Below are 16,804 nucleotides of genomic sequence, written 5' to 3' on the forward strand. Positions count from 1 at the left end.
CCGGTGAAGGCTGGTTTACGTTTGTATGCAACTCTCATTACGCTTTCAGCGAGGCGCCGCCGCAGATAACCAGTTCCTGGCCCGTAATGGCTGCGGCGGGTTCGCTGAGTAGATAACCCACTAGCGAGGCGACTTCTTCAGGTTGAATGAGCCGGCCAATCGGCGGAACCATAGGGGCCGACGACGTACGTTCAGGTCGGGTGAGCATGGGGGTTTCGGTCGCACCAGGCGCAACAACGTTAACAGTGATGTTACGCGGTGCCAGCTCCATTCCCCACGAGCGAACCATGCCAACCAGCGCCGCTTTGGTTGCAGCGTACTGCGAGCGGTTAGCGGCACCTCGCGACGTGCGGCTACCTATAATGACAATCCTGCTGCCAGGCTGCATCATCGGCACAAAGTGGTTCACCAGGACTTCCGCCGCCTGAACGTGCAACGACCACAGGCGCGTGCCGGCAGCGCTATCAAGTTCGCCTAAGGGGGCGGCCACCATCATCCCTGCTGCATGTATCAACGCATCCGGCGTATCGAGTGTGCTGATAACCGACTTAAGCTGTTCCGCATCCGTTAAATCCACGGCAACCCAGTTAAGGTTCGGTGAGGCCATCTCTCCCTGGGTTCTGCTAAGTCCCGTCACTTTCCAGCCGTTATTCAGCAGATGATGGGTGATGGCCTGGCCGATACCGGAACTGTATCCCGTGACGATAGCGTGACGCATCTCAGTCTCCTAACATAGATTTTGGCACTTTAAACACCGCTTTGCGGACCGTCATCGGTTCGTTGACCGCGCACAGCGCCTGATGAGGCTCACCGGGCAGAAACACCGCAAAGTCCCCTTTGCGTAGCGTTATGCTCACGGGCCATTCGCGGGGGCGGGTGATGAACAGATCGGGTTTCTTCTCTTCATCATCCGTCTTCGCGACGGACTGCGTACCGGCGTTGATAATCTCTTCGCCTTCCAGCATCACCTGAATATCCGCCCAAAGATGGTGATATTCGGTGTGCCGTAACGCGGCATCTTCGGTAGTGGCCTGCTGAATATTACAAAACCACGCAACATTTTCTGGCTGCCATTTACCGATATCTTTTGCTGCCAGTGCCTCAAACGTGCATGAGGGTAAACGGAGCAGGGCCAGTAAGGGTTCAGGTAATCCTGCCAGGGCCAGGTTGTTCAGATTTCCAACAATCATCAGATTACTCCTTCACCCACTCAGGCGTGACGCGCGCGTATTTAATTGCCTGACGAAAATAGGTATAAGCGATATGCAAAGTCCCCCCAGCATCCTGCTTGATGCTGGGATAGGAAAATTCACGGTTGCGTTTTTCCTGAGAGTTATTGGTCATACAGTATCCATCGCCTTCATCGAGGTTTTTCTGCCATGGCCAGGTCTTGCCGCCATCCGCTGAAATAGCCACGGTCATAGGCGCGCGCGGTGCCCCCCAGAATGCGGTACGGCCCGTCGTTTCCGGCTCTTTTCTGCCATCACCGTCATCGATCTCATCATATAGAGAGGCACGACGTTCTGTGGCCCCGGCCGCACTCATATTGTTAAATACCAGCGCCAGCTCGCCGCTGTGCAGCGTCGTCACCTGAATAGAAGAGTTGTTGTTAGGTAAAACAGTGGCCTCGGGCGCTGACCAGGTTTCTCCGCCATCGGTGGAGCGGCTCAGATAGATATGATCCGCCCAGCGGCTGCGGTAAAGGGCAACTAGCGAACCATCCTGTAAGGCGGTGATATTCATGTGTACACAACCCAGGCTGTCTGGCACGACCACATCTCGCCAGCTTTTGCCCTGATCAGACGAAATTTTCACCGCGCTGATATCATCATTACCTACCCATTTTTCACCTGGCTGGGTGCGGCAGTAGAACACGGGCAGTAACCAGTTACCGTTATCCAGAACGGTAATGGGCTGACGGATAAAGGTGCCTGGCTTATCTAACAGCGTATCGATCGGGCCCCAGGTTTGGCCAAGATCGCTGGACTGGCGGTATCGGACAATCGCAGTATCCTGATTGCCGGAGATCTGCGCCGTCCACAATAGCCAGAGAACATTATTGGGCGCGAGAAACAGCACAGGGTTTTGCTCAGACCGCGTGGGATCGTCAGACAGTTTGACGGCTTCGCTCCAGGTGTCAGCGCCTGCCGGCAAGCGAGAGCACCAGACGGAGATATCGGCAATCCCTTCCTGTGTTCCGCCAAACCAGACGCAGAGCAGGGAACCATCCTGCAGTGGCAAAATATTGGCGGCGTGGTTTTGCGGGCATGACGAAGGCAACATTGCCGTCATTACTCGGCCATCTTTTTCCCATGGCTTCAGATGGCCATCACGAATTACGGTTACGGTCATTTTATTCTCCTTTGCTTGCTGCATTTTTTGCCTCTACAGCGGCCTGGGTCCGGGCTTTACTTGGGATCATATGGTCAATAGCCATAATCAATGCCGGTGTCAGTAGCGCGATATACATGTTGTTGATACCAAAAGGATCGCCTAACAGATACCAGATGGAAGTCACCACACAGGCGCCCACCAGGCCCGCATTTGCCCCACGCGTACTTCTGTAGAACGGCGCGTAGAAGGCAATCACCGCAACAACGGTAATAGACAGACGAATAGCACGTGTAAAGAAAGAGAGTTTTAAGACTTCAGGCACGAACAGAACAAAAATCAACGGCAGGAAACCAATCAACAGTGATAACCAGCGCGTTGTTTTAAATTCCTGATCGGGCGTCGGTTTGAAATAAGGCACATAGAAATCTTTCACTACCAGTGAGGCGATCGCCAGAGCGACGGTACTGACGCTGACAAAGATGGAGGCCACCAGCGAGGTCGTTACCAGACCCGCCAGCCAGGGGTTCATGTCCTGCAAAAACACCGGCATGGCGTACAGGCTGTTAATTTCTGGATGCAGGTACTTTGCGGCCACACCGATCACCGCAATCGCCAGCGCAATCGGCATACAGAACAGGAAAGCAATCCACGTGGAGCGCTGGGCAGATTTCACGTCTTTAGTTGAGGAGATAGCCTGAATAACAAACTGTGTGCAGAAAATCGAACCAATAGTACCGATGAGCCAGGCAACGATGGTTGATACGCCGATATTACCATCCCAGGTCCAGTAATAGGCGGGCATTTCGTCGATCATGGGTTTGAAGCCGCCCGTTTGCGACAGTGCAAACCACAAAATAGCCAGAATACCAAAATACTTCAGCGCGCTGTGCAGCATGGTGACCCAGGCGATTCCCTTTAAACCACCAAACGCAAAGTAGAAGGTACTGACGATAGCGGTGATAAACGCAGCAATGGGCAGGGTAACGTGTAAGACCGTCGCGATAGCTGCGGCACCACTCACATAATTACCCACGTTTACCAGCAGCAGGGCATAAATCATAATCAGTGAAATGATATTCTTGGTACTGCTACCGTATTTTTCAGCGATGGCGCCCGAAATGGTAATTTTGCCGGTGTTATAAATACGTTTAACCAGAATCATACCAAATAACGGAAAACCGATTGCCGCACCAATAACAGACCATGACGCGGCAATACCGCCTTCAAAAGCGGCCTGCGCGGTGCCGATGGTCGACTTTGCCCCTATATATTCTGACATCAGCAGAATACCAACAATAAAGGCGGGCATGGCGCGTGAGCCTTCCATAAAATCGCCAGAGTTTTTACTGCGTAAGCGAAACGTTAGCCAGGTGGTAAATAAAATATAAGCCACCACGATGCCAATAATTATCAGGGTGTCCTGAGCGTTGAAAGTTTTCATTATAGCCTCAGATATAACAAGATAAATTCGGGGAGCACAGCGACTCCCTGTCTTTACGTTTTATTACTTCTTATTATCATTTCAGGTACAGGTTGATGATTCTGCGGATTTCATCTTCCTGTGCGGTATCAAAGTGAACGGCATAACGGCTTTCGCCCACGTTATAACCTAAAATCTGCAACGCTTTTTTAACTGCTGCGGGTGAAAATGCCACTTTATAAAGGTCTGTGCGTAAGCCCGTGACCTGCTCTTGCGCCAGCCGCGATCCTTCACGATCTCCGGCATGGAAGCGAGACCAGATAGCATTGATTTGACGCGGCGCGACGTTAGCCAGGCCTGAAATACAGGCTGAGCATCCCTCGACATAGCCCTGGTGAATCAGTGAGTCCGGACCGTTCAGCACATCGAAGTCTTTACTGTCCTTAACGGCATCCAGATAACCTTTCAGGCTTTCATAGCTTCCGGCGCTGTCTTTCACGCCAATAATATTCGGGTGTTCAGCAAGTGTGCGGGCCGTTTGTGGCTCGATCGTATTACCCGTCCTGGCCGGAATGTTATACAAAAACACCGGAACGGAAAGGGCATCCGCAATGGCCGTGTAATGATGAATGAGTTCGCGCTGATTAAGCGGCACAAAATAAGGCGTAATCACCGAAACTGCGTCCACGCCCAGTTTTTCGATTTGTTTGCCCAGCCGAATGGTTTCGCGGGTGGAAATCTCACCAATATGCGCCACAACGTTTCCGCGCCCCGATACTTCATTAACACAGGTTTCAGTAACAGTGAGTTTCTCTTTCTCATTAAGGACAAAAAACTCACCGTTAGTGCCGCCACAGAAAATACCGTTGCCCGCATTAAGTTGGCGAATAACCTGACGCTTAAGTTCATCAAGGTTAAGTCCGCCTTCTTTATCAAAAGGGGTAACAATAGCTGTTAACACACCTTCAATTTTCTTACGCATTACCCACTCCTTTTTTAAATTAAATCTTGGGGAAAAGTGTCCGGTAAATTGCAGCCACATCCTGATGGCTGACTACGCAAGGCGAATTGTTCATCAATCGCTTCACGTTCAGAGCCGCTTCACTGAGGGAATCGATATCATCGGATGGCACACCCAGGGCTTCCAGGTTATCAGGCAGGTTGAGGCGTTTGACTAATTTGGCCAGATAGTCAACCAGCGCATGTGATTTCTCTTCCTGACTCAGCGTGGTATCGGCTTCCGGGATCAGATCCCAGACGTTGGCAAATTTCTCCACCGCAAAGGGCCGCACTACTTTCATGCAGGGCGCCAGCAGAATGGCGTTAGCGACACCGTGAGGCAGATGCCAGGTACCGCCTAAGGGATAGGACAGGGCATGAACAAGATGGGTACCGGCATGGGCAATGGCTGCACCGCCATAATAAGAGGCCCACAGCATTTCCAGCTTGGCTGTCAGGTTATGCGGTTCATTAACGGAGGTTTCCAGATGACGGAATAATTTATACAACCCCATGAGTGCAACATTGTCACCGACAGGGTTCGAAATCGTTGCGGTGTAGCACTCAAGTAAATGGCACAGCGCATCAATTCCCGTTGATGAGGCGATATGCGCTGGCATGCTGGTTGTCAGCTCAGGTATCAGGGCAACATAATCTGGCAGCATGACAGGCGAAATAATACCGACTTTGGTATTTTGCTCGGGAATGGCCAGAATGGCATTTGGGGTCGATTCCGATCCTGTGCCCGCAGTAGAAGGAATGAGCAGCGACGGCAAGCGCGCTTCAATTTTCTGACCGTCCAGCAGAGCCTTGAGCGAAGGACGGGACGCATGGCATAAAACCGAGAGGAGCTTCGCCACATCCAACACGCTTCCGCCACCAACACCCACGACCAAATCATAGGCCTTACCTGCCGTGCGCGTCAGCACTGTTTCAACGTCAGTATGCGTCGGCTCTGCCGGAACATCGTCAATGAGCTCTACCTGACGAGCATCCTGCCCCAGTAGCGTGAGGATCTGCGCTGTTGCCGGCAAATTCACAATGTTTTTATCTGTTAAAACCAGCAGTCGTTTTCTGCCCGCCACGACGGGCGCCAGTGCGTTTATCGCATGAGAACCGCTTAATATCGTGCTGTTAATTATGGCCACATTCTTCTCCCCGTTTATGACTGAAATTCATCATGCTGCTGTAGCGCAATCACTCAGCGACTAAATTTATAAATAAAATGGCGCTTTATTAAATTGATCTTGCTCACATATAATCGATTGTGATTGAATATAATCAAATGATCGAGCGGGTGCTTTGCACACCTGGTCGCTGTATGTAAATGCGCCTTTAGCTGAAGCCGTCAGTGAGCAGCACGCGATTTGCTGCCTGGTGCGTGTTCCGTTGGTGATGCGCAGCGCACCGTCAAATGCGGTATTACTCAGGTGCGGAGATTGCGACGGCATCGTGCGCGACGGGATTCAGAATTGAGGGCCGGGCGGGTGATTGTGCGCCATACAGATACTTTCCCGGCCGCGGCCGGAGTCTGACTGTATTGATTAAAGTCGGTGTTTTCGGAGATGAAACCACCCTTTCAGAAATATTGAGCTTCGTTGAGGAGAAAACAGGTGACGAATACTGTTGCTATAACAATGGGAGATCCTGCCGGGATCGGTCCTGAAATCATTATTAAAGCGTTAGCCGAAGGTGCATTGAATGGTTCACCCGCGGTTGTTATCGGCTGCGCTGAGACTTTCCGCCGCATACTGGCCATGAACATCACACCTCAGGTTGAACTCCGGGTGATCGACCAGGTTTCTGAGGCACGGTTCACGCCCGGCATCCTTCATATTATTGATGAGAAGGTGGCGCATCCCGAAGCGTTGCAATGTGGTGTGGTTCAGCCAGAAGCCGGTGATGTGGCCTACCGTTGCATCAAGCGCGCGACCGAAATGGCGCTGCGTGGTGAGGTAAAGGCGATTGCGACTGCGCCGCTGAATAAAGAAGCGCTGCATCTGGCAGGGCATCACTATCCGGGCCATACCGAATTACTCGCGAAGCTAACGGACACCAAAGATTATTCGATGGTGCTCTACACCGATAAACTGAAAGTCATTCATGTCACCACACATATTTCCCTGCGCAAGTTTCTGGATACGCTGAGTCAGGCGCGGGTGGAAACGGTGGTGAGGATTGCCGATACCTTTTTACGCCGGGTCGGTTTCAGCCAACCGCGTATTGCGGTGGCAGGAGTAAACCCACATGCGGGTGAAAATGGTCTGTTTGGCGATGAAGAGATCCGTATTCTGACGCCCGCTGTCGAAGCGATGAAAGCGCAGGGCATGGATGTGTACGGCCCCTGTCCACCGGACACCGTTTTCATGCAGTGTAACGAAGGCATGTACGACATTGTTGTCGCCATGTATCACGATCAGGGGCATATTCCGCTTAAGCTGCTTGGCTTTTACGACGGGGTGAACATCACGGCAGGATTGCCTTTCCTGCGTACTTCAGCCGATCACGGTACGGCATTTAACATCGCCTGGACAGGTAAGGCTAATCCGGAGAGTATGGCGATATCAATTGATATGGCCATGAAGATTACCCGGGAGTAATAATTTATCGAAAGCTAATGCTTTCTGGTCACTCAGGCGATGGCAAGACATCGCCTTTTCTTCACCGGGCTGAAGCGTCATCGCTGTCCACAACCCATCCACCTCAACACGTTACCTCCACTTCGCTTGCAAATGACTACGAGCAGATAGTCATGCTCTATTACATAAGTTCTCTTTATTTAAGTTTTGATCGGCAGCGACCTGCCTCAGTGGGATAATATGAATGGATTGTCTCAGTGCTGTAGCGACTTTCTTATTTCAACGTCATTAACATTCGCCGCTCAGTTAATAACTCGGCGATGTACATTGAAGTTTACGGATTTTAAGCAACCGGTGTGATTATTCATTTTTTAGGTGATCGCTGCCTCATATTATCTGGTTAAAAATGTCACATTTATTACCTATAAAGAAAATGGAAAGATAAGTTTTCATTGTTATCAACCTTAACCGACTTTTCTGTTTCTGTATGACCGACGGCCGTTACGCTAACGCTATGAATATTCAGCATGCATGGCCGATCTTTTTTTGATGTTTAATCATTTTTACGTTTTATACATTGTCAGAAAGGCGCGCATAGTGACGCGGCTATTTTCATCGCATGATAAATCCCGCATGATGGTGTCGTATTATTTCCACCTCGATTCTGAGGTTATTGTTATATCTTCCTGTGCATTTCATCTATGCACCAGACTTATTCGACGCGCATTTTTCTGCGTATGAAAATGGATAACTGGAGAAATAAACATGAACTATCCTGCCGAGCCTTTCCGCATTAAAAGTGTTGAAACCGTATCAATGATCTCACGCGATGAGCGTGTTAAAAAAATGCAAGAAGCGGGCTATAACACGTTTTTACTGAATTCAAAGGATATCTACATCGATCTGCTGACAGACAGCGGTACAAATGCCATGAGTGACAAGCAGTGGGCAGGGATGATGATTGGTGATGAAGCCTACGCAGGCAGTGAAAACTTCTACCATCTCGAAAAAACGGTGAAAGAGTTGTTTGGTTTCAAACACATCGTTCCAACCCACCAGGGACGCGGGGCGGAAAACCTGCTCTCGCAGCTGGCCATTAAGCCCGGTCAATATGTCGCAGGAAATATGTACTTTACAACAACCCGCTTCCATCAGGAAAAAAATGGCGCAACCTTTGTGGATATTGTCCGCGATGAAGCACATGACGCCAGCCTGAATCTCCCCTTTAAAGGTGATATTGACCTGAATAAATTAGCGACGCTCATTAAAGAAAAAGGCGCCGAGAACATTGCCTATATCTGCCTTGCGGTCACCGTGAATCTGGCGGGTGGGCAGCCCGTTTCAATGGCAAATATGCGCGCCGTACATGAAATGGCCAGCACGTATGGCATTAAGATCTTTTACGATGCCACCCGTTGCGTTGAAAATGCCTATTTTATCAAAGAGCAGGAGGCGGGCTACGAGAACGTCAGTATCAAAGATATCGTGCATGAAATGTTCAGCTATGCCGATGGGTGCACCATGAGCGGTAAAAAAGATTGTCTGGTGAATATCGGCGGCTTCTTGTGTATGAACGATGAGGAGATGTTCTCAGCGGCAAAAGAGTTGGTTGTCGTTTATGAAGGTATGCCGTCATACGGCGGGCTGGCCGGTCGGGATATGGAAGCAATGGCTATTGGGCTACGTGAAGCCATGCAGTATGAATATATTGAACATCGGGTCAAACAGGTGCGCTATCTGGGCGATAAACTCCGTGAAGCCGGCGTACCCATTGTTGAACCGACGGGCGGACATGCGGTATTTCTTGATGCTCGTCGTTTCTGTCCACACCTGACGCAGGATCAGTTCCCTGCGCAGAGCCTGGCAGCCAGCATCTATATGGAAACCGGCGTGCGAAGTATGGAACGTGGAATTGTTTCCGCCGGTCGTAGCAAGGAAACGGGGCAGAACCATCGCCCCAAACTGGAGACGGTACGTCTCACTATTCCACGCCGTGTTTACACTTACGCGCACATGGATGTTGTTGCCGATGGCATCATTAAACTGTACCAGCATAAAGAAGATATTCGTGGTCTGACGTTTGTTTACGAACCTAAACAACTTCGCTTCTTTACTGCGCGTTTTGACTTTATTTAATACAACCCTGGCCCCGCAGGGGCCCTGTTTCTCTCCTATAGCCCTTCCTTTATTTCAGACCTGCCGCCATGGCAGGTCTGCAGTAGAACCGTTATTATCCAGCGGATTCAGAATGACGCCAAAATGATAATAAAGAGTCAACAGGAGAATTTCTCATGGTTATTAAGAAAACAACACCCGGTTTAATGAGTGGAACGATGCTTATCATTGCCACCGTCATAGGTGGCGGTATGTTCTCACTGCCGATTGCTATGGCTGGCATATGGTTTCCAGGCGCATCAATTATTTTAACGCTCATTGCCATAATGATGCTGTTAACCGGACTGATGCTGGTTGAAGTCAATCTCCATTATGGCGGTGGTGCGAGTTTTAACACCTTCACACAGGATTTATTAGGTCATAAATGGAATGTTGTGGTGGGTATCGCATTTGGCTTTGTCTTGTATATTTTAACTTATGCTTATATTTCTGGCTCTTCTGCTGTCATCTCTCAGACGGTAGAAAAATACAGCGGATTTTATCTTCCAGCCCGCTTATCTGTGATCATCGTAAGCGTGTTGGTCGGTGGCATCGCATGGTACAGCTCACTTTTGGTTGGTCGTATTACAACGGTGTTAATTATCGGGAAGTTTGTTGCCTTTTTTGCTACCTTCTCTGGCCTGATATGGCATGTCGAAGGCGCTAAACTTATTGACAGTGCCGCCTGGGCGCTGCCTGACACGCAATATCTGCCTTATATTTTAATGACGCTACCTTTCTGCATCATCTCTTACGGTTTCCACGGCAACGTGCCCAGTCTGGTGAAGCTGTATGGCACTCAGGGGGTTGAGAATATCACCCGGTCGATTTTTATTGGCACGGCTTTCGCTCTGCTGCTTTACATATTCTGGTTGGTCGTCACCATGGGCAATATCAGCCGCGCCGATTTTTCGCCCATTATCGCCAAAGGGGGGAATATTGATGTATTTGTCGAGGCAATAGGGGGCTTATTTACCAGCACGTCTATGGATCTGATCCTCACTTTCTTTGGTAATTTTGCGGTAGCCAGTTCATTGCTAGCCGCGACGCTGGGGCTTTTCGATTATATTGCCGATCTGTTTCATTTTTCAGACGACCGTTCTGGCCGGTTTAAGACGGCCCTGGTAACGTATTTGCCACCCGCTGTCGTTTGTTTCATCCTGCCCGGTGGCTTTGTCTATGCAATTGGCTATGCCGGTCTGGCCTTTACGATCTGGAGCGTTATTCTGCCGCCTTTTCTTGTGAAGGCGGCCCGCAAGCGTTTTCCCACTGCAGTCTATACCGCACCCTGTAATAACATGATCCTTAATCTGGTTATCGTGGTGGGGGGATTCGTTTACCTGACGGTGGTACTTGATGTATTCCGGCTGCTGCCTTCGTTTAGCTAAAGTGAAGCGAGCGCGATGTGTGCACCTTATCACCATCACCATCCTGTGCTCTCATGCTGCCTGATTAGCCCAGTGTCCCTTGCCGGGGGCTGAGCGACTCACGTCTTCAACACTTCTCAGGCTTCAGCCGCGATGCTCCCACGGACAAGCTGGCTGAAGCTCAGTGTCAGGGCTCAGTAAGCCCCGATCGACAAAGCGTATAACGACCTGTTATTCAAGGTGTGATGACAGGCAGCAGGCTAAAGGGTAATACCCTGCTGCTGCAGTCGCGTTGCGCGGAATCTTACCTGAAGGCAAACATGCATCTCTTCATGGCAACATCCTGAGATGAGGTCTGAGCAATGTGAATTGGGGTTTTAACAAGAGCGGCCCTCATTAAAACCAGTCAGAGGGCCAGGAGAGATCGGGACAGTGGTATTTATTTTGCTGATTTATTATTGATTTTTACTCGTTCAGTTAACAGACTGGTTTCAAGATCAGAAAAATTCAGGGTTCTCAAGAAGGCAGGATTAATATTCTTACAGGGTAACAGTCGGGTATCACCAAGGTTATTGACAAGAATGAGGTAAGGATTTGTTCCTTGCATATCAATCACAGAGTTCAATTTCCACATAATTTCCTCCTTGGTTCATGGATGTCATGAACACAGCTGGAATTATGCGTGGTAATCCGCCGGAAAAATGAGGAATCAGTGCTACCTGATGCTCTGTTTCCCTCATGGTAAGCATTAAATTATAAATACTTGATGTACATCTATGTCATTAAATTGTCACAATGAAAGCCATCGCGAATCGCGTAAGAAATAACTAACTCAAACTTGATCGGACCGACGATGAAACAGTGTTGTCATAATGGAGCTAGTTATGAAGGGTTCATTTTCCTGCATCACACGTTTTGAATAAATTTGAATTTATTTTACATGACGCCCTGTCAGGCATTACGCCTTTTTCCGGATCTAAGCATTTTTTGCCAGAGACGGTGCTGTCTCTGATTACTTATGTCTTAAAATATTAATAACATAAAAACTACCAATTTAACCTCATGGAAACAGGCTTGTGAGGTATATTCCTTACATGCTTATTATTTATTTCGCTATCTCATCCCAGCGCATGTCACAATTCAGGCGTTGCTTCTGGTATGGTAGTGGACTTGCATATTTTCATAGCGATAATCTTGGTTTTGACGAAAAAATTGTTCAACGCACAATCTGCAATCCACTAATTGATCATTTTGTCGCGGCGGTCATTTAATTTTAATTACCCCTTTTTTTCATCAATGCTGTTATGTCACGCAAGGACACAGCGAATCATGCGGGAAATAACCAAATAATAACTTTAATTAACAGTGAGATTACAATGCCAAATAAATTACTCAGTGCTAACGCCACCGTTCCACAGTGGGATCGCCATAATCTGGTTCCGAGAATCGTTCATCTCGGATTTGGTGCGTTTCACCGTGCCCATCAGGCTGTCTATGCAGACGTTCTTGCTGCTGAACACAGCAGCGACTGGGGTTATATTGAAGTCAATCTTATCGGCGGTGAGCAACAGATTGCCGATCTCAAGCGTCAGGATTTTCTCTATACCGTGGCAGAAATGTCCGCCAGTGCGTGGTCAGGCAGGGTGGTTGGCGTCGTCAGGCAGGCGCTTCATGCGCAGGTTGATGGCACTGAAGCCGTGCTGGAGGCGCTATGCCAGCCGCAGGTTGCCATTGTGTCGTTAACGATTACCGAAAAGGGCTACTGCCACGCGCCCGCGACAGGCGAACTGATGCGTGACCATCCCCTCATCGTAGCTGACTTAGCACAGCCCCATCAGCCCCATTCCGCCCCAGGCATCATCGTTGAAGCGCTGGCCCGCCGCAGAGCGGCGGGGTTAGCCGCCTTCAGCGTCATGCCCTGCGATAACATTCCTGAAAATGGCAGGGTGATTGCCGGGGTCGTTTGCGCCTATGCGCGGCAATGCGATCGCGAACTGGCAAGCTGGATCGAACAGCACGTCACTTTTCCTTCTACCATGGTGGATCGTATCGTACCCGCCGTCACCCAGGAAAGCCTGAATAAAATTGCGCAGGTAACAGGGGTGCAGGATGCTCTGGCGGTGGCCTGTGAACCCTTCAGGCAATGGGTGATAGAGGATAACTTCGTAGCCGGACGTCCTGAGTGGGAAAAGGCCGGCGCAGAACTCGTTAACGATATTGTCCCGTACGAAGAAATGAAGTTGCGCATGTTAAACGGCAGCCACTCATTTCTGGCCTATCTTGGTTATCTGGCGGGCTATGAACATATTTGTGACTGCATGGAGGATCCCGATTTCAGACGGGCAGCACGAACGTTGATGCTGCAGGAGCAGGCACCGACATTGCAAGTTAAGGGCGTGGATCTGACGCGTTATGCTGACCTGCTGATCGCGCGCTTTGAAAACAATGCGTTAAAGCACCGTGCCTGGCAGATAGCCATGGATGGCAGCCAGAAACTTCCTCAGCGCTGGCTGGACTCGGTTCGTTGGCATCTCAGAAACGAAAGTGATTTTGACCTGCTCGCCCTGGGCATTGCCGGTTGGATGCGCTATGTCTCAGGCGTAGACGAGCAGGGAAATCCGATTGAAGTGATCGACCCGTTATTACCCACTTTGAACGCTGCTGTGGGATCCAGTGCTGATGGCGAGGCGAGGGTGAAAGCATTATTAGGTGTCGATGCCATTTTTGGTGAGGCGCTGGCAAATAATGCGTACTTTGTGGAGCAGGTAACCCGTGCCTATCAGCTTCTGCTTGATAAAGGGGCGAAAGGCGCGGTAGCCGCTGCCGTTGCGCATTAATCTTCAGTGAGGCAAGCCACGGGCAGTGGCTTGCCTGGCGATTACAGGTTATCGTTTGGACGGCCAGATTGGTCGGCAACGACGCCCGTATCTGGTTTGAGTTCGCGCGTAAACCAGCTTACGACTTCCTGGATAACCTCCGGCTGGTACCAGGTGAGGTCGGCATGCTCTGCCCCTTTCACCACAACGTAGTCCACTTTCTCACCGGCTTTCCTGAGTGCATCAAACAGCTGCGCACTTTGATGGGGCGATACCAGAGAATCTTTATCACCGTGCATAATCAGGAAAGGCGGCTTGCTGTTTCGTAAATGTCCCATAGGGCTGGCATGCCGTGCTTTTGCCGTGTCGTCCATGATGCTTGCGCCAGCAAACTCACGAAAGGCTGGACCGTGCACCAGCAATGCCTCGGTTACCGCAGGTGACTGATGAACTTTTTGAATTTCATCGGCATAACCTTCGCCAATGTTAAGGAGGTCGGATATGCCATATAGCGTTGCCACTGCCTGCACATCAGAGGATTTATCGGTGAAATCACCGCGATCAAACGCCGTTTCCCCCTGTGTGGTGCCGAGCATTTGCACAAGCCATCCCCCAGCCGAATCGCCGAGTACACCAATGCGCGCGGGATCAATGCCGTATGTCTCGGCATGTTGTCGCAAATAGCGCACTGCCGCTTTACCATCATTTACCGGAGCCGGGAAGGTATCCGGTACAACGCGATATTCCGCAGCGGCCACAACAAAGCCAGCCTCTGCCAGCGCCATACGCATCTGGATGTACTTATCGTGATTGGCACTGGTAAAACCGCCACCGGGAAAATAAATGATGGCGGGTTTAGGCGCGTCGGTGCGGGGCACTAACAGCGACATATGGAGCGGCCTGGTCTCTCGTGCCGTCGTGATTTGTGAATAAACGATGCCACTAATGGCATCTATCTGATTGCGTGTTGGTTTGACCTGAATAACCTTTGCACCCTCACGATAACCCGTCAGATCGTTATGCTCTGTCGCCATCGCGCTCCCCATTGTCATCATTGCTGCTAACCCACCAATTAAAAAATTGTGGCATAGATTCATAATTTTTCCCCAGACGTTGAGAGAAATGCTCTCAATTGAACAAAAAAAACTGCATTGAGGCTGTCATTTTCAGCAATCAGACGGTAATGCATAAACGGCAAAGAGAAGTTGAGCGAGATTATGAAAGCCGGATTTTGGGGGAAAGATTGCGGAGTGATGAGGCGCGGGCCAAACCTTGTGGCGGTCTGGCCCGATGAGATTAGCGAATGACGATGGTAAGCAGGATAAAAACGACTGCGATAGCTACCACCTGAATAAAAATCCGATCAAGCGTGAATTTACGCATAGCGTCACCTCACGGCGTCAGTATTTGCCAGATACCCAATCCTGTCAGGATCAGGCCGGTTAAAAGAAAAATGAACGAAATTGCGCTTTCAGATGAAAACTTCATGATGTGCTTCCTTGTCATTATGATGACGGTTAATCGCATCCGTTGATGTGAACATTAACGTCATCCGGTGAGACAGCGTCCGGCTTCTGCCTGTCAGGCAGCCGCGCTGTTATCCCGGCCCGAGTGCGCTGATGTTTCGGCGGCAGGCACCTCTTTATTACGCCGCTCGATATCAATGTTGCATCAGGTGATAAGTCTGACGGTTTAACGATAGGCGGTAAGCCTCTTTATCGGCTGATTTTGGCATCATGTTCCTGTGCGGCTATCCGCATGCATGGCGACAAAAAAGGGATGATCCAGCCTGCTGTTAACGCTGCTCGTGTAGGAATAACTGCTGCGACAGCAAGACATCGCGTCAATAAGGCTTACAGCGATTGCACTCGCTTTGCGGGAGGAGGGAATAGCGCGTTTTTGAACAGTAACATGACCACAGTCCTCATTCGTTAACTGCTGGCTGACCAGAATGGCGATTGTCATGCGGGTAATCATGGTCGGCTTTGCGAAACAGCCATCCGAACCTTCAATCACGCCGATACCATGAAGCCTGAATGAATGCGTGCCTAGTATAATCAGGATGCAACGTGAGTAAAGCCAATACCTGTGGGTGAGTGAGGATAGGTTTAAGTTACTCAGACATGAAATTATCGTTGCTGATTTCCGGTCACGGTTATCAGCCCTTACCAGTGCCTCTGATTCAGGGCGCTTTCACGCCATTCGCCATTCGCAGTTGCGAAGGGGTCAAGCCTGTCACCTGTTTGAAGCGGTGGCTGAAATGACTTAGCGAACTAAAGCCAGTATCCAGTGCGATTTGCGTCAACGGCAGCGAGGTTGACTGCACCATCTGCTGTGCTTTTTCCATGCGGCGCTGCATGACGTACTGATGCGGCGCAATACCGAGCGACTGGCGAAACATCCTGGCAAAATGGTACTCACTCAGGTTTGCCTGAGTGGCCAGTGCATCAAGCGTGAGGGGCAATGCCAGGTGCGCATCAATAAAAGCCAGCGTATTGCGTAATACAAAGGGGGCCAGTCCACCCGTTACCGCCGGAGGCCGCCACTGAACGCTGGAATAGTGCTGGATCAGATGAGTTAATAACAGGGTGCTGGCAGTGCTCAACATGAGGTGATTTGCGGGCTGCTGCCAGTCACAGCTGAGTAAGAACTGGCGATACAACGTGGTGATACTGGCATCACTGCAAAATATTTTCTCATCCAGTGCAATCGACAGCGGGCTGCGATCCCATATTTTCTCGCCCACATCGCGTAAATGCTCATCTGTGCAATAGAGATGCACAAAAGAGAGGTTATTACGTACGTCCCATGTGGATTCGCTCTGCTGCGGCATCAGGCAGAATTTATCTGGTCCACCGCCGTTTCGCCAGCCTGAAGCGGTTTTGTGGTAACTCTCATAGCCATCGGCAACATACAGGCTTAGCGTGTGATGGTTACTGTTTACGGTAATCCTGTCTTGCTTGTTGTGCCACGCTGCCAGCCGGATGCCGGAGTTAAGCATGACCGATTCGCGCAACACAGCTTTATTTTGACGCAGTATTTCAAACGTGTCGTAAACGCGAGACATAACTCTTTTCCGCCCGTTCATCAGAGGCTCAGTCTAGGGCGAGAGCCAGCAGGTAGCCAGATCTGTAT

Annotated in this window: 15 protein-coding genes; 5 read left to right on the top strand and 10 right to left on the bottom strand. The window is 50.1% G+C overall.

The window, feature by feature from the left end:
• Positions 1-37: 37 nt before the first annotated feature.
• The 6 genes from QLG08_RS06675 to QLG08_RS06700 form a co-directional block, all read right to left on the bottom strand.
• Entirely contained in the window at positions 38-718 is a 681-nt protein-coding gene (locus QLG08_RS06675) for an SDR family oxidoreductase (protein ID WP_272847718.1), read from the bottom strand.
• A gap of 1 nt (position 719) precedes the next feature.
• Positions 720-1,190 carry a YhcH/YjgK/YiaL family protein gene (locus QLG08_RS06680; protein ID WP_013027811.1) on the bottom strand — a complete coding sequence of 157 codons (471 nt, stop codon included), beginning with the start codon at positions 1,188-1,190 and terminating at the stop codon, positions 720-722.
• Between the two features lie 4 nt (positions 1,191-1,194).
• Positions 1,195-2,352: an exo-alpha-sialidase gene (locus QLG08_RS06685; RefSeq protein WP_105078508.1), complete on the bottom strand. Its 1,158-nt coding sequence runs from the start codon at positions 2,350-2,352 to the stop codon at positions 1,195-1,197.
• Between the two features lies 1 nt (position 2,353).
• On the bottom strand, positions 2,354-3,775 hold the full coding sequence (locus QLG08_RS06690) for a sodium:solute symporter family protein (RefSeq protein WP_272847719.1): 1,422 nt from the start codon (positions 3,773-3,775) through the stop codon (positions 2,354-2,356).
• Between the two features lie 76 nt (positions 3,776-3,851).
• Positions 3,852-4,736 carry a dihydrodipicolinate synthase family protein gene (locus tag QLG08_RS06695; RefSeq protein WP_013027814.1) on the bottom strand — a complete coding sequence of 295 codons (885 nt, stop codon included), beginning with the start codon at positions 4,734-4,736 and terminating at the stop codon, positions 3,852-3,854.
• Between the two features lie 19 nt (positions 4,737-4,755).
• A complete protein-coding gene (locus tag QLG08_RS06700) occupies positions 4,756-5,901 on the bottom strand; it encodes an iron-containing alcohol dehydrogenase (protein ID WP_019105847.1) in 1,146 nt (381 codons plus the stop codon).
• Between the two features lie 465 nt (positions 5,902-6,366).
• On the opposite strand from QLG08_RS06700, the gene QLG08_RS06705 reads away from it, so the two are divergent.
• From QLG08_RS06705 to QLG08_RS06715, 3 genes are all read left to right on the top strand, one after another.
• Positions 6,367-7,353 (top strand): D-threonate 4-phosphate dehydrogenase, encoded by a 987-nt coding sequence (locus QLG08_RS06705; protein ID WP_014604602.1) that lies wholly within the window; start codon positions 6,367-6,369, stop codon positions 7,351-7,353.
• Positions 7,354-8,097: 744 nt separating this feature from the next.
• On the top strand, positions 8,098-9,468 hold the full coding sequence (locus tag QLG08_RS06710; protein ID WP_282472860.1) for a tyrosine phenol-lyase: 1,371 nt from the start codon (positions 8,098-8,100) through the stop codon (positions 9,466-9,468).
• 155 nt (positions 9,469-9,623) lie between these two features.
• Positions 9,624-10,874: an aromatic amino acid transporter gene (locus QLG08_RS06715; RefSeq protein ID WP_104933809.1), complete on the top strand. Its 1,251-nt coding sequence runs from the start codon at positions 9,624-9,626 to the stop codon at positions 10,872-10,874.
• Between the two features lie 418 nt (positions 10,875-11,292).
• Here the strand turns inward: QLG08_RS06715 and QLG08_RS06720 are convergent, their stop codons facing one another.
• Positions 11,293-11,487, bottom strand: coding sequence for a hypothetical protein (locus QLG08_RS06720; protein WP_013027819.1), 195 nt, complete (start codon positions 11,485-11,487; stop codon positions 11,293-11,295).
• 742 nt (positions 11,488-12,229) lie between these two features.
• Between QLG08_RS06720 and QLG08_RS06725 the strand changes: the two genes are divergently transcribed.
• Positions 12,230-13,690: a fructuronate reductase gene (locus QLG08_RS06725; protein ID WP_282472861.1), complete on the top strand. Its 1,461-nt coding sequence runs from the start codon at positions 12,230-12,232 to the stop codon at positions 13,688-13,690.
• A 41-nt stretch (positions 13,691-13,731) separates the two neighbouring features.
• Here QLG08_RS06725 and QLG08_RS06730 read toward each other — a convergent pair whose 3' ends face one another.
• Positions 13,732-14,766 carry an alpha/beta hydrolase gene (locus QLG08_RS06730; RefSeq protein ID WP_041931041.1) on the bottom strand — a complete coding sequence of 345 codons (1,035 nt, stop codon included), beginning with the start codon at positions 14,764-14,766 and terminating at the stop codon, positions 13,732-13,734.
• A gap of 193 nt (positions 14,767-14,959) precedes the next feature.
• Between QLG08_RS06730 and QLG08_RS06735 the strand changes: the two genes are divergently transcribed.
• Positions 14,960-15,115: a hypothetical protein gene (locus QLG08_RS06735; protein ID WP_155644247.1), complete on the top strand. Its 156-nt coding sequence runs from the start codon at positions 14,960-14,962 to the stop codon at positions 15,113-15,115.
• A gap of 288 nt (positions 15,116-15,403) precedes the next feature.
• On the opposite strand, the gene QLG08_RS06740 is transcribed toward QLG08_RS06735, so the two are convergent.
• Both QLG08_RS06740 and QLG08_RS06745 read right to left on the bottom strand, forming a co-directional pair.
• A complete protein-coding gene (locus QLG08_RS06740; protein ID WP_013027822.1) occupies positions 15,404-15,685 on the bottom strand; it encodes a hypothetical protein in 282 nt (93 codons plus the stop codon).
• A gap of 166 nt (positions 15,686-15,851) precedes the next feature.
• Entirely contained in the window at positions 15,852-16,736 is an 885-nt protein-coding gene (locus QLG08_RS06745; protein ID WP_014598165.1) for an AraC family transcriptional regulator, read from the bottom strand.
• Positions 16,737-16,804 lie beyond the last annotated feature (68 nt).

Origin of the sequence: Pantoea sp. V106_11, from assembly GCF_029967885.1 — a bacterium.
GTDB lineage: Bacteria > Pseudomonadota > Gammaproteobacteria > Enterobacterales > Enterobacteriaceae > Pantoea > Pantoea ananatis.

What these genes read in the sequence shown, in the direction of transcription:
- QLG08_RS06675 (WP_272847718.1), bottom strand. Translation starts at nt 718, where the DNA reads ATGCGTCACGCTATCGTCACGGGATACAGTTCCGGTATCGGCCAGGCC.
- QLG08_RS06680 (WP_013027811.1), bottom strand. Translation starts at nt 1,190, where the DNA reads ATGATTGTTGGAAATCTGAACAACCTGGCCCTGGCAGGATTACCTGAA.
- QLG08_RS06685 (WP_105078508.1), bottom strand. Translation starts at nt 2,352, where the DNA reads ATGACCGTAACCGTAATTCGTGATGGCCATCTGAAGCCATGGGAAAAA.
- QLG08_RS06690 (WP_272847719.1), bottom strand. Translation starts at nt 3,775, where the DNA reads ATGAAAACTTTCAACGCTCAGGACACCCTGATAATTATTGGCATCGTG.
- QLG08_RS06695 (WP_013027814.1), bottom strand. Translation starts at nt 4,736, where the DNA reads ATGCGTAAGAAAATTGAAGGTGTGTTAACAGCTATTGTTACCCCTTTT.
- QLG08_RS06710 (WP_282472860.1), top strand. Translation starts at nt 8,098, where the DNA reads ATGAACTATCCTGCCGAGCCTTTCCGCATTAAAAGTGTTGAAACCGTA.
- QLG08_RS06715 (WP_104933809.1), top strand. Translation starts at nt 9,624, where the DNA reads ATGGTTATTAAGAAAACAACACCCGGTTTAATGAGTGGAACGATGCTT.
- QLG08_RS06720 (WP_013027819.1), bottom strand. Translation starts at nt 11,487, where the DNA reads ATGTGGAAATTGAACTCTGTGATTGATATGCAAGGAACAAATCCTTAC.
- QLG08_RS06725 (WP_282472861.1), top strand. Translation starts at nt 12,230, where the DNA reads ATGCCAAATAAATTACTCAGTGCTAACGCCACCGTTCCACAGTGGGAT.
- QLG08_RS06730 (WP_041931041.1), bottom strand. Translation starts at nt 14,766, where the DNA reads ATGAATCTATGCCACAATTTTTTAATTGGTGGGTTAGCAGCAATGATG.
- QLG08_RS06735 (WP_155644247.1), top strand. Translation starts at nt 14,960, where the DNA reads ATGAGATTAGCGAATGACGATGGTAAGCAGGATAAAAACGACTGCGAT.
- QLG08_RS06745 (WP_014598165.1), bottom strand. Translation starts at nt 16,736, where the DNA reads ATGTCTCGCGTTTACGACACGTTTGAAATACTGCGTCAAAATAAAGCT.